Source organism: Dechloromonas aromatica RCB, assembly GCF_000012425.1.
In genome coordinates, this window is the sequence record NC_007298.1 from 2,420,483 (window position 1) to 2,445,014 (window position 24,532).

Annotated in this window: 20 protein-coding genes and 1 riboswitch; of the genes, 6 read left to right on the top strand and 14 right to left on the bottom strand. The window is 60.0% G+C overall.

Features of this window, described 5'->3' with window-relative positions:
* Positions 1 to 6 precede the first annotated feature (6 nt).
* The 3 genes from DARO_RS11535 to DARO_RS11545 form a co-directional block, all read right to left on the bottom strand.
* A complete protein-coding gene (locus DARO_RS11535; protein ID WP_011287979.1) occupies positions 7 to 1,317 on the bottom strand; it encodes a metallophosphoesterase in 1,311 nt (436 codons plus the stop codon).
* A complete protein-coding gene (locus tag DARO_RS11540; RefSeq protein ID WP_011287980.1) occupies positions 1,314 to 2,642 on the bottom strand; it encodes a recombination directionality factor in 1,329 nt (442 codons plus the stop codon). The genes DARO_RS11535 and DARO_RS11540 overlap by 4 nt, the downstream gene beginning before the upstream one ends.
* Before the next feature lie 192 nt (positions 2,643 to 2,834).
* Positions 2,835 to 3,278: an ATP-binding domain-containing protein gene (locus DARO_RS11545; RefSeq protein ID WP_041224353.1), complete on the bottom strand. Its 444-nt coding sequence runs from the start codon at positions 3,276 to 3,278 to the stop codon at positions 2,835 to 2,837.
* 398 nt (positions 3,279 to 3,676) lie between these two features.
* On the opposite strand from DARO_RS11545, the gene DARO_RS23100 reads away from it, so the two are divergent.
* Positions 3,677 to 4,015 carry an N-6 DNA methylase family protein gene (locus DARO_RS23100; RefSeq protein ID WP_198134027.1) on the top strand — a complete coding sequence of 113 codons (339 nt, stop codon included), beginning with the start codon at positions 3,677 to 3,679 and terminating at the stop codon, positions 4,013 to 4,015.
* Positions 4,012 to 5,988 carry a helicase HerA-like domain-containing protein gene (locus tag DARO_RS11560; protein ID WP_011287982.1) on the top strand — a complete coding sequence of 659 codons (1,977 nt, stop codon included), beginning with the start codon at positions 4,012 to 4,014 and terminating at the stop codon, positions 5,986 to 5,988. The genes DARO_RS23100 and DARO_RS11560 overlap by 4 nt, the downstream gene beginning before the upstream one ends.
* 204 nt (positions 5,989 to 6,192) lie before the next feature.
* Here the strand turns inward: DARO_RS11560 and DARO_RS11565 are convergent, their stop codons facing one another.
* From DARO_RS11565 to DARO_RS21750, 4 genes are all read right to left on the bottom strand, one after another.
* On the bottom strand, positions 6,193 to 7,413 hold the full coding sequence (locus DARO_RS11565; protein WP_011287983.1) for a DUF1173 domain-containing protein: 1,221 nt from the start codon (positions 7,411 to 7,413) through the stop codon (positions 6,193 to 6,195).
* 7 nt (positions 7,414 to 7,420) lie between these two features.
* Positions 7,421 to 8,365, bottom strand: a complete 945-nt coding sequence (locus tag DARO_RS11570; protein WP_011287984.1) for a site-specific integrase — start codon at positions 8,363 to 8,365, stop codon at positions 7,421 to 7,423.
* A gap of 257 nt (positions 8,366 to 8,622) precedes the next feature.
* Entirely contained in the window at positions 8,623 to 8,898 is a 276-nt protein-coding gene (locus DARO_RS11575) for an AlpA family phage regulatory protein (RefSeq protein ID WP_011287985.1), read from the bottom strand.
* A 659-nt stretch (positions 8,899 to 9,557) separates the two neighbouring features.
* Positions 9,558 to 9,917, bottom strand: a complete 360-nt coding sequence (locus DARO_RS21750) for a helix-turn-helix domain-containing protein (RefSeq protein WP_011287986.1) — start codon at positions 9,915 to 9,917, stop codon at positions 9,558 to 9,560.
* Positions 9,918 to 10,094: 177 nt separating this feature from the next.
* On the opposite strand from DARO_RS21750, the gene DARO_RS22845 reads away from it, so the two are divergent.
* The 3 genes from DARO_RS22845 to DARO_RS11595 all read left to right on the top strand — a co-directional run bounded on the left by DARO_RS22845 (position 10,095) and on the right by DARO_RS11595 (position 12,812).
* Positions 10,095 to 10,265, top strand: a complete 171-nt coding sequence (locus DARO_RS22845; protein WP_157037200.1) for a hypothetical protein — start codon at positions 10,095 to 10,097, stop codon at positions 10,263 to 10,265.
* Positions 10,266 to 10,987: 722 nt separating this feature from the next.
* Positions 10,988 to 11,160: riboswitch (yybP-ykoY riboswitch) on the top strand.
* Positions 11,161 to 11,163: 3 nt separating this feature from the next.
* The gene (locus DARO_RS11590; RefSeq protein WP_041224958.1) at positions 11,164 to 11,739 is read left to right on the top strand and encodes a TMEM165/GDT1 family protein; all 576 of its coding nucleotides are present in this window, start codon (positions 11,164 to 11,166) and stop codon (positions 11,737 to 11,739) included.
* A gap of 20 nt (positions 11,740 to 11,759) precedes the next feature.
* Entirely contained in the window at positions 11,760 to 12,812 is a 1,053-nt protein-coding gene (locus DARO_RS11595) for a DMT family transporter (protein WP_011287988.1), read from the top strand.
* 333 nt (positions 12,813 to 13,145) lie between these two features.
* Here the strand turns inward: DARO_RS11595 and ltrA are convergent, their stop codons facing one another.
* The 7 genes from ltrA to cadR form a co-directional block, all read right to left on the bottom strand.
* On the bottom strand, positions 13,146 to 14,477 hold the full coding sequence (gene ltrA, locus DARO_RS11600) for a group II intron reverse transcriptase/maturase (protein ID WP_497462968.1): 1,332 nt from the start codon (positions 14,475 to 14,477) through the stop codon (positions 13,146 to 13,148).
* A 746-nt stretch (positions 14,478 to 15,223) separates the two neighbouring features.
* Positions 15,224 to 15,559: a P-II family nitrogen regulator gene (locus DARO_RS22310; protein ID WP_011287989.1), complete on the bottom strand. Its 336-nt coding sequence runs from the start codon at positions 15,557 to 15,559 to the stop codon at positions 15,224 to 15,226.
* On the bottom strand, positions 15,556 to 18,654 hold the full coding sequence (locus DARO_RS11610; RefSeq protein WP_011287990.1) for a CusA/CzcA family heavy metal efflux RND transporter: 3,099 nt from the start codon (positions 18,652 to 18,654) through the stop codon (positions 15,556 to 15,558). Before DARO_RS11610 ends, DARO_RS22310 begins: the two co-directional genes overlap by 4 nt.
* 9 nt (positions 18,655 to 18,663) lie before the next feature.
* Positions 18,664 to 19,860, bottom strand: coding sequence for an efflux RND transporter periplasmic adaptor subunit (locus DARO_RS11615; RefSeq protein ID WP_011287991.1), 1,197 nt, complete (start codon positions 19,858 to 19,860; stop codon positions 18,664 to 18,666).
* Positions 19,857 to 21,167 carry a TolC family protein gene (locus DARO_RS11620; RefSeq protein ID WP_011287992.1) on the bottom strand — a complete coding sequence of 437 codons (1,311 nt, stop codon included), beginning with the start codon at positions 21,165 to 21,167 and terminating at the stop codon, positions 19,857 to 19,859. The genes DARO_RS11615 and DARO_RS11620 overlap by 4 nt, the downstream gene beginning before the upstream one ends.
* A 67-nt stretch (positions 21,168 to 21,234) precedes the next feature.
* Positions 21,235 to 21,585, bottom strand: a complete 351-nt coding sequence (locus tag DARO_RS11625; RefSeq protein ID WP_011287993.1) for a hypothetical protein — start codon at positions 21,583 to 21,585, stop codon at positions 21,235 to 21,237.
* Between the two features lie 128 nt (positions 21,586 to 21,713).
* Entirely contained in the window at positions 21,714 to 22,145 is a 432-nt protein-coding gene (gene cadR, locus DARO_RS11630; RefSeq protein WP_041224358.1) for a Cd(II)/Pb(II)-responsive transcriptional regulator, read from the bottom strand.
* A gap of 79 nt (positions 22,146 to 22,224) precedes the next feature.
* Here cadR and DARO_RS11635 point away from each other — a divergent pair, with 79 nt between their 5' ends.
* Positions 22,225 to 24,456, top strand: coding sequence for a heavy metal translocating P-type ATPase (locus DARO_RS11635; protein WP_011287995.1), 2,232 nt, complete (start codon positions 22,225 to 22,227; stop codon positions 24,454 to 24,456).
* The last annotated feature ends 76 nt before the right edge of the window (positions 24,457 to 24,532 follow it).

Below are 24,532 nucleotides of genomic sequence, written 5' to 3' on the forward strand. Positions count from 1 at the left end.
GGAAGGTCAAAACGACAGTGTGGGTTCAAGATCGGCCATGGGTGGCGACCGGGAGACAGCGGTGTCGACGCCTCCCTCGCCATCGCGGACTTCCAGCCCAAGCAGCACAAGTTCGGCGATGGCTTCCGGTTCCTGGCTTGCCAGCGCCTGGAGGCACGCGAGCAAGGGTTCCGCCCGCGCCTCGGTCACCTGCGCCCAGACACGAACCTTGTCCGCCAGATTCCCCAATTGCGAGATCCCTGCCGCCCGCGTGCGCACCACGGGCAGGATGCGCCCTTCCAGCTTGGTTTCCGCCGCCCCCTCCAGCAGCCGCTCAATCGCCGCGCGGTCGACCTGGTGGCGGTCTTCTTCGGCGACGGTCCAGCGCACGCGCACGAACGCGCCAGCGATGTCCTGCTGCGTGACAGCCGCGCGCAGGGCGTCGAGGTCGGGTTTGCCCTCGAAAACGATATCGACAGTTCGGCACGCGGGCGTGGGCTCCAGCGTGAAGCGCGCCTGGTCGGCGTCGATTTCCCAGAACAGAAACCCCTTGCCCCCTTCCTCGCCGTAATGAAAGCGACCGATCGAGCCGGGATAGGCGATACACTGCCGCCCTGCGATGCTTTCCTGCTCCCATGCCTGATGCCGGTGGATGTGCCCGAGCATGAAGGCCTGGGCCTCGGCACCGAACAGGGCACCGGTCGTGAACTCGTGATCGAAACCGGCCATCGGCACGCCGTGCTCGCTCACGCAGCCGAACACCGTGCCGTGCGACACGCCGATGGTCGGCACGCCCTGCCGACGTGCCGCGCGGTGGATCGGCGCGTAGCCGCGCAGCAGCAGGGCCAGGTGCTCGCCCACGGCTTGCGCGGCTTCCGCCGCACCGACTGTTGCGGCCACCACCGCCTTGTTCACCGTGGGGATGCAGGTAATCAGGGCACGAGCACCGGCCGGCAAACTATCGAAACACCAACTGGTCGAAGCGAGCCATTCGTCCTGGGCCGTGAGCGCGACCTGCGCGATACTGCTGGCCACATGCACCGGATGCCGTCCGCCCAGCAGCCGGAAGATCGCCAGGGTGCCCGGTGGCTCATGCGAGAATGTCCCTTGCAGCATCAACACCGGGCAGTGGTCAGCCAGTCGCCGCACCTGCGCGACAAGCCGTTCGGCGGCCGGTGCATGCAAGTCCAGGCCATGGTCGGTGGCATCGCCCGAGAGAACCGCCGCCTCCGCACCCAACGCGATGGCCCGGTCGATGGCAGCGCCGAAGCAACGGTCGGCTTCCGCCAGTTTCTTGGTACCGTAGTGCAGATCGGAGAAATGCGCGATGCGGATCATGCCGTCCTCCCGCGCGAGGCCAGTTGTATCTCGCTCGCTATCTTGTCGAGGTAGCCTTGCGGATCGTTGCCGTAGCGCTCAAGCTCATTCCAGGCCTGGGCGCGGCCGCTCGGGTTGATCTTCCAGCCCCGTCCCCAGCGCCGGTCGGCGTAGGCCTGATACTGTTCCGGCACGATCCCGTAGGCCTGCACGCGGGCCATCAATTGCTCGAAGCTGGGACGGCCGTCGCGCAACGGCGGCTCCTCGGCGGACGTTGCATCGGCCACCGCCGTCGAGTGCGCGTCGACGGCTTCCGGCGGCAGCGATTCGGCACTGGCTGCTGCCAGACTGCCCTGAAGCACCTGCGTCGCCAGTTGCGCCTGCACCAGGGTCGTCTCGGTGTCTTCGTTGTCTCGCAGCAAGGCCGTCACATCCACCGGCGCCTCCAGGTCGATGATCCACTGCGGCACGCGCACTGCCCTGCCCTGCTCGTCGATGTGGGCCACCTCCATCAGTCTTTTCGTGAGGTAGAAAGGCGTGCGTTGCCGGTCGAGGAAACCCGAGATGCGCCCGCCACGCAGGAAGCCCACGGTCTCGAACTTCTGGATCGCGGCGTTCATCGCATAGAAGCTGTTGGTATGCAGTTCGAATGCGCTGATCGAACGTATGCCGGGGATGAAGAACAGGAAGCGCCCGGTCAGGTTGCACTGGCGCTGCTGGTACTCGCGACAGGCCTCCGGTTCACAGAGACCTCCGTTGTCCTCGCGGATCATGGTCTTGCGACCGCCGAAGAGGCGGATCGTGCGCCGGCCCGTCTCGTCGACTGGCACCCGGGCATGGCACATGCAGTGCCGCACCCGACCATCGGCCGAATATTGCGACCAGTAATGCTTCTCGTGCGTGCCCCAGGCCGCCAACTCGTGGGGCATCACGGTCTGCCAGTAGTCGGAGGGGAACACCACCGGGAAGCGGTACAAACGCCGTCCTTCGCCTCGATCCTCGCCATAGGCGTCCAGAATCTCCCGGGCGATCTCGGGATTGGGAAAGTCCTGGGCCCGCACGGTGAACCACTGCACGTTGCGCGGCACCAGCGGCGCCTTGAGGTTGGGCAGGGCTTCGGCGATGGCACGCTCGATCTGCTCGAACGACTGGCCCGCGGCCACGCCTTGGTCGTAGATGGCCTTGGCTTTGGGCTCGCCGGCGGCCTTCTTCGTGAGCACTTTGATGCCGGCGCGGATCTTGCCGCCGGTGGGAATGCGGGCGGGGCCTTGCCCCAGCAGGGTCGGCGCGGCAATAGCGCCGCTGCCCTGCACGGCAATAACGGGTTGGGCATTGGGATGGGCCATGAGGGCGCTCCTCCATGAACGTCGGGATATTCCGACAATTCATGCTCTCGCGAATTTTCCGCACTTCAACCCCGCGCCGGACGGCTGGCGTTTACGTACCCCATGCCAGTTTGATGGCATTAAGCAACCGAACCCATATCTGCAAGTTGGCTACACGTTGGGGCAGCGCACACCTTCCTGCAATTTCTCCCTTCAATCCTTCGGAACAGCGTCCAATCTGAAGGCCGCACAGGTACCAGCCTTTCCGACGACGACAAGCAAAGACTTTGCTCGGCTCATGCCGACATAACGCAGCTCCAGATTCCGGGAAAGATCAATGGTATCCAGGCCCCACAAGATCACGATCGGCGATTCGAGGCCCTTGAAGCGCTGGATCGTGTCAATCAGTACGGTATTGTTGCGCCGGACACCCTCCTCAAGCCAAGTCGCGGGTCGAGGAAGGGGTAACCGTCGAAGTGCCGCGTAGTACTCCGCCTTGTGCAAAGCATCGGCAATCAATACGGTAATGTCTCCAGGAGCAACCCCCTGTCTCGCAACAAGATCAACGATCCGGGCGTTGACTTTGGCCGCCTGACTATCTCGACTTGGCGATTCGTCAAACTGAACGTCATCGCCCTGAATGTCGGGAGGGCTCACCGCAGTAGGTGAACTTGCCACTGTTGACGACAAGAAGGCCCCGGTCGCTGATGTCGAAAACAACCGCCTCCGCTTTTGCGTCATCCGCGTTCTGGATGAGCTCGAGGGCCATGACATCGTAGCCCTGGAGTCCAGCCAAGTGACTCCTGATGTTTCCGAGAAGGTTCGCTGTGTACGAGCCGCTTCTGCGGGGTTGGGTTTGTTGATCCATTCTTGTTCCGAGCCTTATCCCTGACCGAGCCGTTTCAAATCAAGCGCTTTGTCCAAGGCGCAAATCCGCCGCCTTCTCACCTTGGATGGTTTCCTAAATCGTCGTGCCGTGCGGACCGGTGGCGTCGTAGCGCAGCGTTTCGGCAATCTGAACTGTCATGCTGATCCCCTGATTCTTGTTTTAGTCCATGGCCCAAAGCTGGTCGTTGTCCTGCGTCGCGGCCCAGAAGTCGTCAAATAGCGCCAACTTAGCTTCGCTCACCATCGGATACGTCTTCGGCCCGAACCGGTCCCTGCCAAGCGAAACCTTTGCATCTACCGGAACCTCCATTCCGACAAATGTCGTGTATCTGCAGAAGAAGCGCCCGGGAGATGTTCAGGGCGATATCTTCATGGCGCGAGCTGACTACGTCGGCCGCCGTGCCAATGGCGACCCGCTCAAGGAAAACGACCTCCCGTTCATTTTAGAAAAATTCCGTGAATGGCAAACAGGAACGCTTGAACTCCCGGAGGAGGATAGCGAGTGAGCGAGCTTTATATAGGGAAACATCTCGATCCCAATGGGATGCCTGGAGAGCTGTACCGCCACAAGCTGAGTGACCTGATCACTCACACCTTTATTTGTGGCGGCTCAGGCTCCGGTAAAACGGTAATGGGCAAAGCCATCATTGAGGAAGCTGCACTCAAGGGGGTTCCCTCGATTATCGTGGATCTCAAGGGCGATTTGTCTTCCTTGGCCCTTGCTTTCGGTGAACTGGCAGCCCCGGCCGTTGCGCCATGGATCGAGGTAGAAGACAAGTCTACGCTTGGCAGAGCCGCATTGGCTGAAGCCAACACCTTCCGGAAACGGCTATGGGATTGGGGACTTGCCGAAACCAACGTGCGGGAGTTTTTCAATCAGGTAGCCGTTGAGATTTTCACTCCTCGCAGTGAGCTCGGCCGCAGGGTATCCATTCCGCTCATTTCTTCCCCGCCGCCGGACATCAATAAGCTGTTTGACGAGGACCCGGATACGGCTTCGGTCATGGTGACCAGCATGGCGGAAGCACTGGTGCGTCGGGTGATTCCCTCGGGACAGCGGGACAGGGAAACAGACTTTGTCACAGCGCTCATTGAGCACGCTTGGCGTACGGGTGTTGATCTGACTGGCGAGGCGGGTCTCGGGCAATTGGTCTCCATGATTCTGGAACCGCCCTTTGCCACCATTGGTGTGCTGGGGATCGATGACCATATTCCCGAGAACCGGCGTCAAAAGCTTGCACAGGCGGTGAACGGCCAACTCGTCGGCGCGGCAGCCAACTGGGTTCGTGGCGAAGAGATGAGCATCGACAAGCTGGTGGGAGCCAACCGTGTCGACGGCAAGACCCAGATCAGCGTTATTAGCCTCGCTCACATCACCGACTTTGAGGATCAGAGCTTTGTTGTTGCGCAAATCGCCTTCGCGATCAACGCCTGGATGCGCAAACAGGGTAGCGCCCCCGGTGGAAACAGACCACGCCTGTTGTTCTTCCTGGATGAGATCGGCGGTGGTGGCGGAAAGACCGCTTTCTATCCCACTTACCCTTATACATCCTCCTGCAAACCCGCGCTGAATATTCTGGTCAAGCAAGGACGCGCCTTTGGTGTCGGCTGCATCCTGGCTACTCAAAATCCAGGTGATATTGACTATAAGGGCCTCTCAAATTGCGCGACCTGGATTGTCGGTAAGCTGCAAACAAACAGAGATCGCGAAAAGATTCGCGAAGGATTGACCGATGCGGAGTTTTCACCGTCCGACCTAGCCAAGAAGCTTGCGCGCCCCAAGACGGGCGAGTTCATGCTCCTGAATAAGGAAGGGAATGTCTATTTCATCAAGGAACGCTGGCTCCTGACCTATCATTGCACGCTGAGCCCAGAGCAACTTCGCCGCTATAAGGCCAAGGGGTTGGCTCCCTATGAAGGCTCACTGAATACGGACATCGCGTTCAAGGATTTTGAGGAGACCACCAAGTCCGACGAGCAGGAAGAGATTCAATCGCTTTGGAATGATGCCAAAGACGCTATCGGTCAAGCCTGCAACCTGCTCGAAATAATTCTCGATCACGACATCGGTTCCGAAAAAGCACGACTTTGGATATCCATCCTTCGTGACCCGGACGGATTCAACCGCCGCCTTCAGGAAGCCCAAAGGCAACTTACGGAGTATGCCGAAGCGGCTTCCCTCCCCAGGGGCAACAAAGGTCAAGAGCCCAGCGGCTTGATGACACTGCTCTCTGAAAAGAAGATTGTGAGCCAAGGCCCATCGATCAACGACACTCGAACAATGCCGAGTCATGCTTCAATACCGCCATCTGGCGATAGCGTGTTTGTGGAGGATGACGGTAGCGTCATCTACAAGGGACGCAAATTCCCACTTTATCGAAGGTATGCAGGAAAATCGGTGACCTTCCTTGAAGAGAGCGGAGAGTTGAAATTTGTGATTGAAGGAAAGGTTTTGTCAAAGACCTTCGGTTTGGCATAAAGCGGGGGCTGATTAATGACGTTGCACTTGTGGAAGTGCGGCAGCGGGTTGCTTCTTTATCCTTGCCTTGGACACACGGTAGATGAGACGGTCTTCATCCAGGGGCACAGCATACGGTTTGCCACCGTGGATCTGGCAGCATCTCCGGCCGAGATCCGATCGCAGTTGCTGCGCTTGTGCGGGCCTACGCTTCAATAGCGCGAATCAAGACGGCAGCGCCAGCTCTACATCTCGTCTGAAGGGCGGCATCGGTTCCTCTGTCCTCCAGACCCAAGCGCCCTGCGCACCGATTTCCGCAATTGCCCTTTCTTTGGAAAGCCGCTCCTTCGTATCCATGAAAGCGCTCACCACGTGTAGCGGCACCGGCGCCGTCCCGGCATCCAGCAGCAGGACATTCGGAAAGGCCGCCGCGCTCCGAGCGTCATAGCGCAGCGGTTTGACGAAGCGGCGGTGCTGGGCGACTAGGGCGTCGATCAGGGGCAATTCATGCACGCCCTCAATGGGAATCCAGTGCTCGCTGGTCAACATCAAACTCGCCGCATCGATCTCGTAGGTGTATTCACGGCGGGCGCGGATCAACGCGGCCAGGATGACCCGGACCGGGTGGCCGGTATCGGCATCGCGCGCCTCAAACAGTGGCGCGAACACCCGCTCGATCCGCTCCCAACTCCGGCTGGCGATCAGCAGCGGCGCGTCCGGCATGTGCCGGATCCAGACCCGGCGGCCCTGGCTTGTGGCCTCGCTCGTCTTGAATTCGCCGATCACGACGGCCAGCGGCGTCTGCCCGTCCTTGGGACGTAGCACGGCCAGCTTCTCGCGCCGGCGCTGTGCCGCCTCGGCCTTGGCGCTCTCGCTGAACGGTTCGGGCACATACAGGCGCTCGGCCAGCGGGATGCCCTTGACCATGATCTCCTCGGCCGCCTCCAGCAGGTACTTGCGCAGCACGCCCTGGTTGCGTTTGCCCGCCATCGCCGGGCTCCAGCGGTTGAAGCCCGCGCGCTCGAACAGGAAGTGCATCAAGGCGCGCAACGTCATCTGCCTCCTCGGCACGCCGATTTCTGCCACCTCCTGGGGTTCGCCGCGCGGCACGGCGCGCCCGATTACCCGCATCCAGGGGAAATCCACACGCAATTCGAACCGCCCCGGTTCCGACTCCAGCACCGCTTCGCCGACCAGTTCGCCCAGTCCGGACTGCTGGACCTCCGGCTCGTAGGAAGGGCAGCTCGGATGGTGGGTGCTGCCGCTGTCCGGCATGCGCTTGACCACGAACTGGCGATGCCGCGCCACGTACATCTCCACGCCGCCAGGCACGCACAGGCAGCGCGGCCGCTCGGGTGTCTCGTAGACGTGGGCGAGCGCATCCTGCAGTTGCGAATCATCCGCGCCGATCACGCGGCCCTTGATGGCGAAGCGTTGGGAGTCCATGGCGAGCTCAAATCAATTCGTCGAGCAGTTCTGCCAGGGTCGGCTTGGGCCGCGGCAGCAACTCCCGCACCGCGCTCCGCTCGCCGATACCCAAGATCGCGCCCACCTGATCCTCGTCGGCCCCGCGCTCATACATCCGCGATATCACGGTGAGGCGCGCCGACTGGGCGCTCAGCCCCTTGAGTTCGGCGTAGCGGAACAGTTTCCGGTAGATCTCCAGCAACGCCCGGCAAACGTAGCGGTTCTGCCCCGGCTCGCCATTGTTGGGTGTGATCTTGTAGGGCTCACCGCTCGGGGAAAGAAACAGTCGACTACCTGGGTCCAAGCCACGGTAGACGTCCGGCCCACCCAGGCCATGCCCGCCGGCGAGACGCTCGCGGAAATAGGCGGCCAGTGCATCGTCGAGCCGGTTGCTGCTGAAGTAGAGTGGCCGGGGCTTGCCGTTGATCGCTGCGTCGGCGCGCAACTCCGATTCCCTGCACACGCTGCCGTCGGCATACAGATAGTCGCGCACCTCGATCCGGGCGATCTCCAGCGGCCGCAGGCCCGTGGCGAACAGCATGTAGTACAGGGCCAGGTCGTGCCAGGTGCGACTGGTGCGCCCCTTGATGCGCACCGCGCCTTGAGCCACCTCCGGCGCCGATAGCACCCGCGCCGGACGGACGCCGGCCGGCGGCTGGGGCTCGAAGCCCTCCAGCGCGACCAGGATGGCGTCCCGATGCAGGCGCAGCCGCCGCACGAAAGCCGCGCCTTCCTCCTTGAGACCATCCACGCCCACCACCTGGGTGAGTTGGACGGCGACGGACTTGATGCGCCGCTCGACCGCCGTGCGCGAGACGCCGAAGCGCACGGCCACCGCCTCGTAGGTCTCACCGCCAATTACAGCACGTAGCATCTCGACCGATTGCAATGCGTTCTCGTGGTGCTTGTCGACCTCCTGGTTGTCTTGCATGGCTTGCTTCTCCCATCATCTGTCGATCGTCATCAGCCCGAATCTTCGTGCGCCGACGCCCCCTTCGCCATGCGAAAACGCCGGGAAAGGCGCGGGATTTCGTCATCAGGCCGAGCGCGCCGCCGTCGCGAAAGAACTTGACGGCCGGACCGATGAGCGCACGCGCGACGCACGTGGCGGGTCGGCGCCGACTCGGTCGATACGCGAACGACGACGCAGTTCCGAGCCGAACCGATCCCCGCTCATTCCCTTGCCCGTCACCCGGGCTGGCCTTGCTGCGCGATCCAGCGGCGGATGTCTTCCGCGCGCCAGACGGTCACCCGCTCCGAAAGCTTGACCGGCTCGGGAAAGGTGCGCGCCTGGATGCGCCGCCAGAGCGTCGATTTGGAGATGGGCACGAAGGCCAGCACCTGGGGCTGGCGCAGGAAGCCGGTCTCGGGCAGCGTCAGGGTCGAAACCGGGGTGGCAGGCGTAGTCAAAAAAGTACTGGAAGCCGCCACCTTCGCGGCGGTACTGGTACGGATGTTGGGCATGATCGGGCCTCGTCACGGCGGGTGCCGATAAAGGACATGACCTGCTCTGTTGCGGCCGCGCTAGGTCAGGATGGCGCGGGCCGATAGGGAACGCAGAACTCGACGACATGCCGCCGGCGCCCCGGTCGCGCGGCATGGAAGGATGAGCAAGAAAGTGATTCCCACCGCATGACGGCCAATGGCGTCCGGGTCGGGAAAGATCAGCCGATCCGCACCTGCACCGCGCAGCACGCGCGACAGCGGATCGTCGGGCAACAGGCAGGTATCGACTGCGACGCCGCCACGAGAGCGGTGAGGGTGCCCACGGCGTCAGGTCAGCCTGACGTGGAACCTGTCGATACGATATTGAGGCACGTGGGCCGATGCAAGACATTCCAGGACGTGCCTGCCTCAATAGACCGCGTCCGCCAGCGATTGGAGATGGCACGGATGCCGAAAACATTCCAGCACGCCGTGATCAAGGTCGCGGTCCAGAAGTCGGATCGCTGACGAAGCCGATCCGGCTCGAACCCGCGATGGCAGCTAGGGCCATGATTTGTGCCCGCGTCCCATCAGGCGCCTTGCTGTCCGCCTGCCAGTCATCGCCCGGGAAGAGGTTTTCACGCACAACATTTCGCGGCCGTGCGGCCCATGCTCCCCCCTGTGGGTGGAAATATTGGCTATTTCGAGCGGTTGCCCAAGTACTCACAACAGTTCCGCACGACGGTCATAACGAATGCCCGATCGTCAGTCCCCAGTTCGGAAATCCATGCGCCGAAGGTTGCAGCTTCGCTGGCCTCTTCGGGCCCTTCATTCGATAACAGGTCGCCGGCGGAACAGCGCAGCGCCACCGCAAGCCTGTCCAGCGTCGGCAGGGACGGCAAATGCGCCCCGCGCTCGATGCGCGAAATGGTTTCGGCGTCAACGCCGACCCGCTCCGCAACCATTTCCTGTGTCCATCCCAGCTGTTTACGCCGCTCCGATAGGTTGCCCCCAAGTCGCTTCGCCAGACGGGCGGAGTCTTTCTTCTTTACCGCCATCGTGTTGTCCTTTCAATCAACAAGAATGACGGTCACTGGACTATCGAAACAGGGTGACTTATGTAGTTATTGCTATCTACAGACTTGTTGAGTTCTGGCGAATCAACATGACGAAAGGGTCATATTCTGGCGTCCGCAGCCAATGGCGGTCGGCTGGCTTACAGTGAGCCCGGGCAGATGGATCAGATTGGTGTTATCACGCTCTGGATGGTGGCAACGCAAATCGGTCACGCCTTCGCCGATCAGATGTATGGGTGCGTCGACTGGAAAACGTCAAACGGCTTCGGAAATGCCAATGCGATTGCCATGAGCGCGAACGCCGCCATGCAGGTTCAGCGGCCCCGATAACAGAATCGCTGACCGTGCGGATTCCACCCCAAACCAGCCAGCCAAAACAACTGAAACCCGCCCCAAGCAACGATTCGAACCTTGCCAGTGTTGCCAATGGCGTTCCGCCACCATCGAATAGAGCTTTCGGCGATTGCTGACAGTCCGCAGTGACTCGCAAAGGTTTGTCACGGCGGACGCGCGCTGAATGCTCGCGATGCAGCGGGAGCGGTCACTGGCGGGGCTTAACCGGAGAGGTTCTGAGCGGCGGCTTACTGAGTCCACCTGCCGTCCAGCAGGTAGAATTTGATTCAGGTGGCGGTCGGCACCCGGCCACTACCAGTCGGTCGGTGTTACGTTTCAATTTCTGCAGGTAGGGCTCCCGGTGATCGAGGTGAGTGACCGGTTTTCGGCAAGCAAATTGACGACCTCACTGCCGCAATCCGGCCACAACCGGACACTGCAGCAACTGGTCAGTAACGACTGCTTTTGACCGTCAAGCGACGTATCTAGGCAATCCACGCAACGGCCTTGCCCGATTCTTTCGTGATTTGTCCTTGGGAGCACTTTGTCGGCAAGAGGCTTACCAGAAAATTGATCATGTCGCGTCTAGGACGATGCGACGTTAGCAACAGCCAATCCAATGTTCGTGGAGTGCTCGGCCAGATACCCAGCTTTCTGGAGCCCCAGCACGACCGCGTAGCTTTCCCGATAGACGGATAACGACGCAATCGATAGAATGTTCCTGAGTCATTGGGGAGTAGCCGCTCTTCAATCTGAAGAGGCTTGCGTCAACATACTTGGTCATTCGACCATGGCGTAAGCGGTTTCTGCTTGGCAAGACCTTTGACCATACTGCCTTCCGAATGGCCGGGGAGGTGGTGTGGTCATTCGTCGAATTCCGGCCAAGGAAACCAACATGGAAGCCTTTCTCATCTCCACCGGCATCGTGGCCCTTGCCGAAATCGGTGACAAAACCCAACTCCTAGCGTTCATTCTTGCGGCGAAATTCCGCAAGCCTGTGCCTATCGTTCTCGGCATTTTGGTCGCTACACTGGCCAACCATGGTTTCGCGGGTGCAGTGGGCTCCTGGATAACTACGCTGATGGGACCGGAGATACTGCGCTGGGTGCTTGGCGTTTCATTTATTGCGATGGCCGGCTGGACCCTGATCCCTGACAAGTTCGACGAAGAGGATGCCAAGCTGGCTCGCTTTGGCGTCTTCACGACCACGCTGATTGCCTTCTTCCTCGCCGAAATGGGCGACAAGACGCAGGTTGCCACTATTGCCCTAGCAGCCCAATATCAGAGCCTGGTCGCGGTGGTCGCTGGTACAACCCTCGGCATGATGGTGGCGAATGTGCCGGCAGTCATCATGGGCGACAAAATTGCCGACAAAATGCCGGTCAAGCTGGTGCATCGCATTGCCGCTGCCATCTTCGCCATCCTTGGAGTCGCCACCCTTCTGGGGGCCGGTGAGTCCTTTGGATTCTAAGTTGAATTGAGAGCACAGTCATGAACGCCCAGCATCCATTCATTTCACCCGGCATCGCATCGGCACTGGGTGCTGCACTGCTCTTTGGGGCGGGAACGCCGTTGGCAAAACTGTTGCTGCAAGACGTGAGCCCATGGCTATTGGCTGGACTTTTTTATCTGGGCTCCGGGGCTGGACTTTCGCTTTATAGGCTTGTCAGCAGGGCAGAACCTGTCAGGCTGCCTGGCGCTGAAACGGGATGGTTTGCCGGAGCCATCCTGGCCGGTGGGGTGGTTGGCCCGGTCCTGTTGATGTATGGCCTCTCGGGAATGCCGGCTTCGGGAACTGCATTACTCTTGAACGCCGAAGGTGTGTTGACCGCGCTGCTCGCCTGGCTCGTCTTCAAGGAGAATTTCGACTATCGCATCGCCTTGGGCATGTTTGCCATTGCTGCTGGCGCAGTAGTCCTCAGTTGGCCAGGAGAGATGCAATTTGCCGGCGCATTGCCGGCGCTTGCAGTGCTGGGGGCATGTCTGGCATGGGCCGTCGATAACAACCTGACCCGGAAAGTCTCGCTGGCTGATGCAACCTGGATTGCTGCCGTCAAGGGATTGGTCGCAGGAACTGTGAACCTGGCAATTGCGTTCGCGCTGGGTGATCAGTTACCGAGTTTACCGATGCTGGCTGCCGCCTTGTTGGTTGGTCTGCTGGCGTACGGCATCAGCCTGGTCTTGTTCGTCGTTGGGCTGCGCCATCTGGGGACCGCCCGTGCCGGTGCCTATTTTTCTGTCGCCCCCTTCTGTGGCGCGTTTATCGCGCTGGCCATGGGCGAACCCTTGACGACCAGACTTATCGTGGCCGGTTCGTTAATGGCCATTGGAATTTGGCTGCACCTGACTGAGCAACATGAGCATGAGCATACCCATGAAGCCATGGAGCACAGCCATGAACACCTCCATGATGAGCATCATCAGCACGGCCATGATTACCCGGTGGCGCCAGGGGGGAAGCATTCACACATCCATCGGCACCAGCCCATTTCCCATACCCATGCGCACTTTCCTGATGTGCACCACGTAAGTCATCCTCACTAATTTTGTAGATTGGATAGGGCTGCTTTGGTGCAGAAAGCAGTCATGGTTTTGCGCGCTGCTGACTGACAGCAATGGGCTGCGCAGCACTCAGTGACGACCGGCCGCTTTCAGGTAGCGGAACCTCAGCGGCTGCTTTCAGGCGATGAATCCGAATAGAGGACGGTCCCTTCGGTGTAGAGTAGAGATGTGACGCGGTAGCATTAGGCTTGGTATGTCTGTTGTCCGCCCCTTTCGTCTGGCGGTGCCCAAGTAACTCTGCCGTAACCCCGTTTTCACATCCCCCTCATCGAACCGGACATGCAGATTTCCCGCATCCGGCTCTCGGACACGACATCACGCCTTCACCCACGCCTCGCTGCGCCCACGTGCGCCCAGACGTACGAGACCAAAGTACCCGTAGAGGTGCGAGAGTGGATAGCTCCCGCCCTTGCAATGTCTGAGCTTGTACTTGTAGCGCAACCACCGACGCAACCGCGTTGCCGTGTAACTGTCGAGCGCACGATAGGCGCGACTGACGTTCCCTACACTGAAGTAGTTCGCCCAGCCGCGTAGCGTCCGATTCAACTTGCCCACCAGCTCCGTGGTCTCTTGCCAACCCGTTTGCCGCTCAGTCATGTCATGGATTTTCTCCACCATGCGTCGAATGCTTTTCTTCGACGGCCACAGAGCGATCTGCGGCTTCCCTGTGCGCGGCACATATCGCCGTCCAAACGAGTAACCCAGAAAGTCGAACGTCCCTGCCGGTACCTGACAGATTCGTGTCTTTTCCTCGTTCACCGTGAGCTTCAGTTTCCCCATGATCGTGCGCATCCATTGCAAGGCTTCTTCCGCCTTGCCACACTTGCACAGGATCACGAGGTCGTCGGCATAGGTGACGATGCGACTGCCAAGGCTTCGCTCCAACCCCAGTTTCTTCCACGCCAGCACAAACCGCCGCATATACAAATTCGATAGCAGCGGCGAGATCGGTGAGCCTTGCGGGATACCTCGCCCCTGATCTTTGGCCTCGGTCGTCCGTTTCTTCCGTCCTCGCTGATCGGTTTCCTCAACCGCGCACTCCAGCCACATCTTGATAAGATGTAGCACACGCCGATCCACGATGCGTCGCGCCAGCGACTTCATCAGTTCAGAATGTGGAATGCTGCCGAAGTAGTCCGACAGGTCGGCATCGACAACGTCCGTTTGTCCAAGGTAGAGCCGGTTCTTCACTTCTTCTGCCGCCTGCTGGGCATTGCGGCCCGGCCGGTAGGCATACTGTTCATCAGGAAGATCAGCTTCAAAGATAGGTTCGAGTACCAGCATGGCTGCTGTCATACACACTCGATCATGCAGCGTTGAAATGCCCAGAGGCCTTAACTTGCCATTGGCTTTCGGGATAAACACTCTCCGAATTGGATCCGGTCGGTAGCTCTCCTCTTTGAGCGCAAGCGCCAGTTCCTCCAGCCATCGCCGCACACCATACGCCTCGACATCCTCGAAATCCTGACGATCCACACCCGGCGCGCCCTTATTGGAGCGGCACTGGGCATAGGCATGCGCCAAAATATCCGTGCGATAAATCTTGTCGTACAGCGCGTAGAAACGATATCCAGATTCCGACTTCGCTTTCGCGTGTAACGCCATCTGCAGTTTCTGAACATGCAACGGAGTTGATAGGTTGCCCAATCTCCACGTCCTCACTACGTAGTGCGTCTGTCATGAACCAAGGCCCCTTCCCTCCACCGGCATTACCCGGCTTCCCCGGTACTACGGACCTCTCCGCCACCCTATGACGCCCGAACCATCCCTCACGGGTGTTCGGTTGGCCATCCCTGACCACGCCATAGGGCTTCCCGTGTTGCGTGCGCTTTCCTTGTGTACATGCTGTCGCCAATACCCCGGCACAGCGACTGACGGTACATCCTTGCTCATCCCTTCAGTCGTATCAGCCTTCCCCAGAAGGGCTGCTGGGTCGGCCTGTGCATCGTCCTTTTCGAGGCTTATTCAGCGTTCACTCGCGTTACGGCCTGCACACTCGCGCTGCCACCAGAATTTGTGGCCCGCTATCCGAAGGCTTCAGCCATTTCGTTACCTCCATGACTGCTCCGGTTGCTTCCGGCTGGAGCATTTCGCCGGGTGGGGCTTTCACCCACTGGAAAAGCGCCGCCTTTGCACGGCGCACGCCCAAAACGGTCTGTTGCCCCTCTTAGTTCTCAGCGACAGGTAACTGAGGACAGCAGCCGTTCCAGTAGGATACTCACTGATAAGTCGGCGGCCAAAGCGGTCGCCCGCTCTGATGACCAGGAACGTTCGCACTGCTACCCGATAGTGGACGATGTTAAGGCCCAATATCCATTTTCAAGAGTAGCGAAGTTTATGGGCACGGTTCCGGGGTTCTGCATACCGCCTTTCAGTTTGTGCACGCAAAAAAATCAGCCAATCGGTATTCGTCGCTCAAGCACATGAACATGTACCCATCCCGAACAGACTTGCCCCGCGTGCCCATGGCGAACGATAAGATCCACCAGGAGATCTGCCGTATCATCTTCACAAACCAGTTCGAGCTTAGTTTGAAGTACGACCGGCTCCGCCAGTTCGACGGAATAGTGCTGGGAGCCATCGCTGGTCGCATGCACGCATTGCACTTGGGAAATGGCGATATGGAAGCACGATGCTCCAGCATTTGTATCGCATGCCCCAGACTCCCTTAGTGCCTGGATGACCGCTGCCGTCCGGTGCGGATGAATGAATGCCTTGATCTCTTTCATTGGCTTGCTCCTTCCAGATTTTGTGATTGTCTGCGTTGCTCCATCCACTCATAGACCAGCGGCAAGATAAACAGCGTCAGTGCGGTGGAAGAGATGAGTCCCCCTACCACGACTGTTGCCAGCGGGCGTAGTACCTCCGAGCCGACACCTGTCGCCAGCAGGAACGGGAGTAGCCCCAGAATTTCGACCAGCGCCGTCATCAGCACCGGCCGCAAGCGCAGTACCGCGCCCTGCACCACGGTTTCCCGGATGTTCAGTCCCTGCTCGCGCAAACCATTGAGGAAAGAGATCAGCACGATGCCGTTCAGCATGGCGACACCAAAGACCGCGATGAACCCGACCGCCGCCGGCACCGACAGATACTGGCCGCTAACGAAGAGAGAGAGGATGCCGCCGATGGCGGCAAAAGGCACGTTGGCGATGATCAACGTAGCATAGCGCACTGAGTTGAACGCGGTGTAGAGCAGGATGAAGATGAGGCCAATGGTCAATGGCACGATGAGCGCCAGCTTGGCCATGGCTCGTTGCTGGTTCTCGAAAGCCCCACCCCATTCCTGCCAGTAGCCGGCGGGCAGCTTCAATTGCGTCTTGAGCCGTGCCTCGGCCTCGCGCACGAAACCATCCACGTCACGTCCCTTCACATCCAGTTGCAGTACCGCATAACGCTGCAATTGTTCGCGGCGCACGAAGGAATAGCCTTCAGTCAATTCCACCGTAGCGACCCGTGACAAGGGCACCAGGGCACCACCGGCAGTGCGTATTGGGATGGCGCTCACCGCCTCGATGCTGTTGCGGAACTCCGGCGGCAACCAGACCTGGATATCGTAACGGCGTACGCCGTCAATCAAAGTGCTGACCGCCTTGCCGCCGATGCCGGCCTGCACCACGTCGAGTACGTCGTCGGCGTTAATGCCGTAACGTGCCGCTTCAGGGCGGTTCACCTTGATGACCATCTGAGGCTTGCCGAGATTGGCTTCCAGCGCCACGTCGGTGGCACCGGACACTTTTTCGACAATCTCCTTGGCTTCGGCTGCCAGGCGGTCGAGCGTTGCCAGGTCTTCACCGTACAGCTTCAAAGCCAGCGTGGCTCGCACTCCGGAAATAAGCTCTTCGACCCGCATCTGGATGGGCTGGGTTGCTGCCAGTACCGCCGTGGGGATTTCCTTTTCCAGGCGCTCTTGCATCTTGGCCGAAAGTTCGCGGTAGGTCATCCGCTCCGGCCAGGTATCGTGCGGCTGGAGATCGACCAGGATTTCCATGTAGTTCACGTCCGCCGTCTCGCCTTTTTCAGCGCGCCCGATCATGGCCAGCGAGTGCTTGACCTGGGGAAACGTCTTTAACGCCTCCTCAATGCGCTCGGAAACGGCAATGGACTCTTCCAGCGAGGTGGAGGGAATGCTGGTTACCCGGAACATGATGCCTTGCTCTTCCAGAGTGGGCATGAACTCCTTGCCAAGGAAGGGGAAGAGCGCCAGCGACGCGATGAACAACGCGCCAGTGGTCATCATCACCCGCTTCTTATGCGCCAGCGTCCACAGCAGCAGTGGTTCAAAACGCGGCTTGAGCCAGCGCACCAGTCGTGGGTCTTCTTCCTTCTTTGGGCGCAGCGCCAAGGCACAGAGCACCGGCATCAGGGTAACGGTCAGGATCAACGAACCCACCATGGCGAAGGTCATGTTGATTGCCAGCGGTTTGAACAGCTTGCCTTCGATACCGGTCAGCGCAAAGAGCGGCAGGAAGACCACAATGATGATGATGACGCCAAAGGCGACCGGATTCATCACCTCGCGAGCCGCCTCCAGCACCACGGCCGTCCGGTTGACCGGTTTGCCGGCATGGTGGGACAGTAGCCGGAAGGCGTTTTCCACGAGCACCACTGGCCCGTCGATGGTCATGCCCAGCGCAATGATCAACCCACCCAGGGACATCAGGTTGGCGCTGGCCCCGGTCTGATCCATCAACAGGAAAGCGACCAGCCAGGCGGCCGGAATGGCGACGACGACAATCAGCGCCGAGCGCACTTCGCCGAGAAACAGGAACAACACCAGCACCACCAGTGCAGCACCTTCCAGCATGGCGCTGCTGGCCATCGAGATCGCCTTGCCAATCAATTCGGTGCGGTCGTAGGCGACTTCCAGCTTCACGTTGTCAGGCAAGGTCTTGAGCGCAGTAGCGACCTTGGCGCGGACCGCTTCGACTACCTGCTGGGCGTTCTCGCCGGTACGGGCCAGGGCCATGCCGAGTACGACTTCCTTGCCATCCTTGGTCACTGCGCCGGTACGCAGCGCCGGGGCGGGACGAATGTCGGCCACGTCCCGCACATAAATCGGTGTGCCGTCGCGCTGGGTAACGAGGATGCCGCCGATGTCTTCCGCATTGGCGACCAGTCCCAGGCCACGTACCAGGTATTGCTCGCGCTGAAGATTGATGTACTGCCCGCCGACCTGTCGGTTGTTGGCGGCGATGGCGGTCATCACCTCCTTGTAGCCGAGACCGTACTTAATCAGGCGGCGCGGATCGATCAGCACCTGAAACTGCTTTTCGTCGCCGCCCCAGGAGGTCACATCATCTACGCCGGGGGCCGTCCGCAGGATCATGCGCACGCCCCAGTCCTGGGCAGTTCGCAGATCCATCCCGGTGAGCTTGTCGTCCATTGTTTCCAGGGTGTACCAGAACACCTGCCCAAGCCCTGCGGCATTCGGCCCGAGGACAGGTTCGCCATACCCATCGGGAATGCGGGTTTTGGATTCAACCAGCTTCTCGCCCACCAGGCGGCGGGCGAAGTAGATGTCCATGTCGTCCTTGAAATAGACGCTGACAAAGGACAGGCCAAACAAAGAGGTGGAGCGGATTTCCTCGACCTTGGGTAGGCCGGCGAGAACCGATTCGACCGGGAAAGTGACCAGTTTTTCCACATCCTCGGCCGCTAGACCAGGCGACTCGGTATAGATATTGACCTGTACCGGCGTCACGTCCGGGAAGGCATCCAGCGGCAGGCGCTGCCAGCCTCGTGCCCCGAGCAGTACGATCAGCGCCAGAGCCACCAGAACCAGCAGCTTGTAGCGCAGGGAGATATCGACGATCTTGTTGAGCATGGCCGTTCCTTAGTCGTGATCGCCGATTTTGGATTTCAGGAGCCGCGCCTTGAGCGCATAGGCACCGTCGACCACCACGGCTTCGCCGGCTTCGATGCCGCTCTTGATCACGAAACGGCCACCGAGGTTGTCCCCGAGTTCGACTTCTCGCTTCTCGAAGCCTTCCTTCTCGCGAACAAAGACCGCTTTCTTGCCTTCCAGCAAAAGCACGGCCCCCGAGGGCACCGTCAGCGCCTTGCCCGCCGTCGTCGTGTCGATGGCTGCGTTGGCGAACATGTCGGGCTTCAGGCGACCGTCGGCATTAGCGACTTCCACCCGTGCCTTGATCGTGCGGCTTTCCTTGTCCATGACGCTGCTGATGTAGGTCAGACGCCCTTTGAACACTTCGTCCGGATAAGCAGCGACTGTCACGCCAACCGTGGCACCGGTTTTTACCTTTCCGAGGTCTTTCTCGAACAGGCTGGCCTCGATCCAGACCACGGATAGGTCGGCCACGGTGAACAGTGCCTTGTCCGGCTGGGCGAGTTCGCCTAACACCGCTGTCTTTTCGATCACTGTTCCGGCAAATGGCGCATTGACCGGGAACACCGACATGGCGGTTTCCGAGCGGGCCGGCGTCACGCCCATCAGACGCAGCTTGTCGGTTGACGCCCGCAAGTTGGCGCGGGCTTTCTCGTGCTCTGCACGGCTGCGCAGGTAGTCCTTTTGCGGCACGATCTGGTCGGCGTAAAGCTTTTCGGCCCGCTCGAAATCGGCTTGGGCCAGTCGGTACTGGCTGTCGGCCTGGAGGTAGGTGGAGTGGGCTTCACCCAGTTCGATGCTGTCCAGGCTGGCCAGGGCCTGCCCCGCCTTAACCCGATCCCCCAATTTGGCGGCAATGCTGACGATGCGGCCTGGCACCCGTGGGGCAACATGGGCCAGCCGATCCTGATTGGCCTGGATGGTTGCCGTTACGGCGATCCGCTCGTGAACCTCCGCTTCAGTGGCGTCTTCGGTGCGAATGCCGGCGGCCTTGATTTCCGCCTCCGTCAGATGTAACTGGCCGGCTTCCGGCGCTTCGGTCGGTGCTGCTTTTTCGCCGGTAGCAGTTTTTTCTGGGGCAGCGGCGGGCTTTTCCGTCACGGTGCTGCTCTCAGGCGCGTTACGACCGCAGGCGACCAGCACCAGCGAGAGGGCCAAGAGGGTTGTCGGGAGGATGCGGGTCATTTGTTTTTCTCGGGGGATGGGTTGGCTTGAGCGACGGGCCAGCCGGCCGTTTGCTCTAGGGCAATGCGGGTCTGGATAAAGTCGCCGAGGGCATCGAGGTAGTCGCGTCGGGCATCCAGCAACTGGCGATTGACCAGCAGCAGTTGCAGCAGGCCAATCTCGCCAGCCCGGTAGGCGGTGGATGACAGGCGGCGGTTCTCGTCGAGAGCCGGCAGGACCGACTCGGTAAGGCGTTTGACGCGACTTTGCAGACTCTCCATGCGTTGCCAGAGGGCATTCACCTGGGCCATCACATCGCGCTCGCTGCTTTGCCGTTCGATCTCAGCCTGGGTCAGTTCCGTTGTCGCCTTGCCGATTCCTGCGCCATTTCGGCGAAACAGGGGCAACGGCACCGAGATGGTCAGACGGATAAATTGCTCACGGGCATCGTAAGGGGCTTCCCGGCCGGCACTCAGGCCAACGGTGACATCTGGGTAGGCGGCGGAGCGTTCAAGGCCCAGCCGGTTGCGGGCCGCTTGTTCCCGGTGTTCCAACGAACGCAGCAATGGCCGTTCACGGGCCGAAGCCTGCAACGTTTCCAAGGTGGCGACGGTTGGTGCTGCCCGCAATTCGCCGGTCGTCTCCGGCAAGGCAGTGATGGGCAGTTGCAGCGCAGCACTGAGTTCCGCACGTGCCTGGAGGAGTTGTTCGTCCAGGACGGCGAGTTGGTTGTGGCCGCGCTCGGCTTCGACCATCGCCAGATTGCCATCGAGCCGGCTGTCTTCACCGGCTGCTACACGCTTTCTAACCGCCGCAGCGGCATCAGTGACGGCGGCCAGAGCCTCCCGTTCGGTCTCGATACGGCGTTGCAGGACCAGCACCCGATAGAAGCGCTGCTCGACTTCGGCGCGCACCAAACGGCGGACTTCATCGATATTCGCGGTGACGGCGGCCAGGTCTCGGCCGGCGGCCTCGCGCCGGTAACCGGCCTGTCCCGCGATCTCGAAGGTCTGCGAAACACCTAGCGTCTGCTCATGAAATCGGTTGTCCGGCAAACCAGCCTGGGGCACGCGACGACGGGTCTGGTCAGTCGAAAGCTGCGGGTTGTTGTAAAGGAGCCCGGAAGCATCCCGCAACTGGCCTTCAGCAGCATCGAGGTTGGCACGGGCGGCGCGCAGGGTCGGGTTGGCGGTTTCCGCCAAGCGCCAGGCTTCGTCCAGGGTTAGCGGGCCGGCTGCGAAAGCACTGCTGCCAGCGAGGAATAGCCCCGCCAGCATGCCGAGACGACGCAGCAAGCCGCGCTCCCCGGCAGGGGTGTCGAACAACATGGGAGAAACCTTTCAAGCGATGAAGAAACGGACTGCCATGAGGCATCCGCTGACGAACGATGTCGGTTTAGGCTTGAAAGGTGTTTCGGGGTGGACGAAAAAGACTGCCGCAGGGTTGGGAGGCAACGTCGATTGATCCCTCGCTACTGAAAACGGTTTCGGTAGCGGGAAAATTGATCGTGGGTATGCTGGAATCGAGGCCCGTTAAATGAGTCTGGGCATGACAACCATGATTGCAGAGCTTCTCGGTCGCAGCGTGATCGCCGGCATCGCCAGCGGCGACAGAAAAGCTGATTTCGTCGGACAAGGCATCCGCCATTGCCTCCGCGCCATACCCCCATAGCGACGCACTGACCAGACAGAAGGCCAGCAGCATCGCCAGGAGCGAACGCGAACGGAAACAGAATCGGCGGAACATGGCTGGAGATTATCCTGAGATGGAGCTTATTGCGTCAATTTTTTCCTGTCTGACCATTGGTTCGGGCACTACCCAGTAGGAGGATGGCTTTCAAGGGGTGTCGTGAACTAATCGTACAGTGAGCCGGATCAACCAAGGTGCGTGTGTCTATCGCGCCTTGCCTCAGTCTCCATGGATGCCAATCCTTGCAAGATGCCGCACGTACTTACGTCCTGCTTGATTTGGCAGGATTGACGCAGTTCGCTGAGTTGGTGCTTGAGTTGGGTCAACTCGGTAATCCGCACGTCGACGTGGGTAATGTGTTCGTCCAGCAGTTCGTTGACGGCCCCGCAATCGCTGGCTGGCTGGTCCATCAGGCCCAATAGCGTGTGAATTTCCTGATGCGTCATACCCAGGGCGCGGCAGTTGCGGATGAAGCGAAGGCGCTCAACGTGAGGATTCCCATAGCTACGGTAGTTGCCTTCCGTTCGCGCAGGGATAGGCAACAGCCCCTCCTTTTCGTAGTAGCGCACTGTTTCCACCGTACATTGCGATGCTTGCGCGAGTTCGCCAATTTTCATCATTCATCTCCAAAAATCTTGACCCTATAGTAGCTACAGGGTATGAAATGAGCAATATCCAACTAATCGAGATCGCAACATGTCCGTTCGCCCAGAAGAAATTGCGCCCAAGCGTGACGCATGTGACCACGATCATGGCCGGAAGTGCTGTGCAGGTGATTCGTCGCAAGCGACGCCCGCTGATGAAGTCAGCCTGGTTACCAGTGACATCCCGATGGGATCGACGCTGACCCGCCTCCGCATTGCTCAGATGGATTGTCCGACCGAGGAGGCTTTGATTCGCAAAAAGCTTGGCGGCATGGCTGCCGTGCAAGGACTGGAGTTCAATTTGATGCAGCGAGTGTTGTCTGTGGTGCATGACAACGACGCTTTAGCCGCTGTTGAAGCGGCCATCCGGGAATTAGGGATGTCCTCCGAGCCCATGCAGGTGGCAGCTTCGGCGACACCGACTGAGCAGATCGACAAGCCTTGGTGGCCGTTGGCGCTGGCAGGCGTGGCTGCACTATCAGCGGAAATAGTGCATTGGGTCAGTATGCCGGAATGGGTATCGGCGCTGCTGGCGCTCATCGCCATCGCCATCGGTGGGATCGGCACTTACCAAAAGGGGTGGATTGCGTTGCGCCACGGCAATCTCAATATCAATGCCCTGATGAGCATCGCTGTCACTGGTGCGGTACTGCTGAGGCAATGGCCGGAAGCGGCAATGGTCATGGTCTTGTTCTCACTTGCCGAATTGATCGAAGCAAAGTCGCTGGATCGGGCACGTAACGCCATTCGCAGCCTGGTACAACTCACGCCTGAACAGGCGACCGTTCAACAGACAAATGGCGATTGGATGGATATGTCGGCCAAAGCTGTTGCTATAGGCCAAATTGTCCGAGTCAAACCGGGGGAACGAATCGCACTTGATGGCGTGCTGACAACCGGCCGGTCGACCGTCAATCAAGCGCCGATTACCGGAGAAAGCATGCCGGTCGAGAAAGCGATCGGTGACAGTGTGTTCGCTGGAACGATCAACGAGTCCGGTTCGTTCGAATACCGGGTCACCGCCGAGTCTACACAATCAACCCTGGCGCGCATCATTCATGCTGTTGAGGAAGCCCAAGGCGCACGGGCTCCGACCCAGCGCTTTGTTGATCAGTTCGCCAAAATCTACACACCGGCAGTGTTCGCTTTCGCATTGGCGGTGGCCCTTGTGCCACCATTGATGCTTGATGGCAGTTGGCACGATTGGATCTACCGTGCGCTGGTGTTGCTGGTTATCGCTTGTCCATGCGCCCTGGTCATTTCGACACCTGTCACCATCGTCAGCGGCCTGGCTGCCGCAGCGCGCCACGGCATTCTGATCAAGGGCGGGGTATATCTCGAAGAAGGTCACAAACTCGCGTGGCTGGCATTCGACAAGACCGGCACCATCACGCACGGCAAACCTGCGTTAACCGATACCGTCCTGTTGGATCAGCCGGCCGGACTAGAGGCCGTTCGAATTGCCACCAGCCTTGCCGCACGCTCTGACCATCCCGTTTCTCGCGCCATTGCGTTAGCCGGGGAGCAGAACAATACCAACCTGCTTGAGGTGGCAGACTTCTCCGCCATTCCAGGACGAGGCGTTCGTGGAACCGTTGGCGGGGTCAATTATCAGCTTGGCAACCATCGCTTAATCCATGAGCTTGGCGTATGTACCCCAACGCTGGAGGCACAACTCGGCGAACTGGAAGAGCAAGGGAAGACGGTCATTCTCCTTACTGATAGCGAGCGGGTGCTGGTGCTGTTCGCCGTGGCCGATACGGTGAAAGAGAGCAGCCTTTCAGCGATCAAAGCGCTGCACGAGTTGGGTATCAAGACGGTCATGCTGACCGGTGATAACGCGCATACGGCACGGGCCATTGCGACGCAAGTACAAATCGACGAAGCCTTGGGCGACCAATTGCCGGAGGACAAACTGCGCGCTATTGAGCGATACGCCCTGCGCGGTAAAGTGGGCATGGTGGGTGACGGCATCAATGACGCTCCCGCTTTAGCGCGAGCCGACATAGGCTTTGCCATGGGGGCTGCCGGCACCGATACCGCCATCGAAACCGCTGACGTGGCGCTGATGGACGATGACCTCAATAAAATTGCGCGGTTCGTTCGCCTGTCTCGTACCACCCGAACAGTGCTGGTTCAGAACATCACGCTGGCATTGAGCATCAAGGCAATCTTTTTGGTACTCACGATGTTGGGTATGGGCACCATGTGGATGGCGGTTTTTGCGGATATGGGTGCGAGTCTGTTGGTCGTGGCTAATGGACTAAGGCTTGTCCGTCAGTAGCATGAGGGGTTCCAACTTCTCTGGAGGTTTGATTGTGCTGGTCTGGTTGTATGTGGGCGATCAGGGGCTGCGTGCC

Bases quoted from the DNA above. Each gene is read 5' to 3' on its own strand.
- DARO_RS11570 (WP_011287984.1), bottom strand. From the start codon at position 8,365: ATGCAAGACAACCAGGAGGTCGACAAGCACCACGAGAACGCATTGCAA.
- DARO_RS21750 (WP_011287986.1), bottom strand. From the start codon at position 9,917: ATGGCGGTAAAGAAGAAAGACTCCGCCCGTCTGGCGAAGCGACTTGGG.
- DARO_RS11620 (WP_011287992.1), bottom strand. From the start codon at position 21,167: ATGTTGTTCGACACCCCTGCCGGGGAGCGCGGCTTGCTGCGTCGTCTC.
- DARO_RS11635 (WP_011287995.1), top strand. From the start codon at position 22,225: ATGTCCGTTCGCCCAGAAGAAATTGCGCCCAAGCGTGACGCATGTGAC.
- DARO_RS11595 (WP_011287988.1), top strand. From the start codon at position 11,760: ATGAACGCCCAGCATCCATTCATTTCACCCGGCATCGCATCGGCACTG.
- DARO_RS23100 (WP_198134027.1), top strand. From the start codon at position 3,677: ATGGCCCAAAGCTGGTCGTTGTCCTGCGTCGCGGCCCAGAAGTCGTCA.
- DARO_RS11625 (WP_011287993.1), bottom strand. From the start codon at position 21,585: ATGTTCCGCCGATTCTGTTTCCGTTCGCGTTCGCTCCTGGCGATGCTG.
- DARO_RS11540 (WP_011287980.1), bottom strand. From the start codon at position 2,642: ATGGCCCATCCCAATGCCCAACCCGTTATTGCCGTGCAGGGCAGCGGC.
- cadR (WP_041224358.1), bottom strand. From the start codon at position 22,145: ATGAAAATTGGCGAACTCGCGCAAGCATCGCAATGTACGGTGGAAACA.
- DARO_RS11615 (WP_011287991.1), bottom strand. From the start codon at position 19,860: ATGACCCGCATCCTCCCGACAACCCTCTTGGCCCTCTCGCTGGTGCTG.
- DARO_RS11535 (WP_011287979.1), bottom strand. From the start codon at position 1,317: ATGATCCGCATCGCGCATTTCTCCGATCTGCACTACGGTACCAAGAAA.
- DARO_RS22845 (WP_157037200.1), top strand. From the start codon at position 10,095: ATGGATCAGATTGGTGTTATCACGCTCTGGATGGTGGCAACGCAAATC.
- DARO_RS11610 (WP_011287990.1), bottom strand. From the start codon at position 18,654: ATGCTCAACAAGATCGTCGATATCTCCCTGCGCTACAAGCTGCTGGTT.
- DARO_RS22310 (WP_011287989.1), bottom strand. From the start codon at position 15,559: ATGAAAGAGATCAAGGCATTCATTCATCCGCACCGGACGGCAGCGGTC.
- DARO_RS11590 (WP_041224958.1), top strand. From the start codon at position 11,164: ATGGAAGCCTTTCTCATCTCCACCGGCATCGTGGCCCTTGCCGAAATC.
- DARO_RS11565 (WP_011287983.1), bottom strand. From the start codon at position 7,413: ATGGACTCCCAACGCTTCGCCATCAAGGGCCGCGTGATCGGCGCGGAT.
- DARO_RS11575 (WP_011287985.1), bottom strand. From the start codon at position 8,898: ATGCCCAACATCCGTACCAGTACCGCCGCGAAGGTGGCGGCTTCCAGT.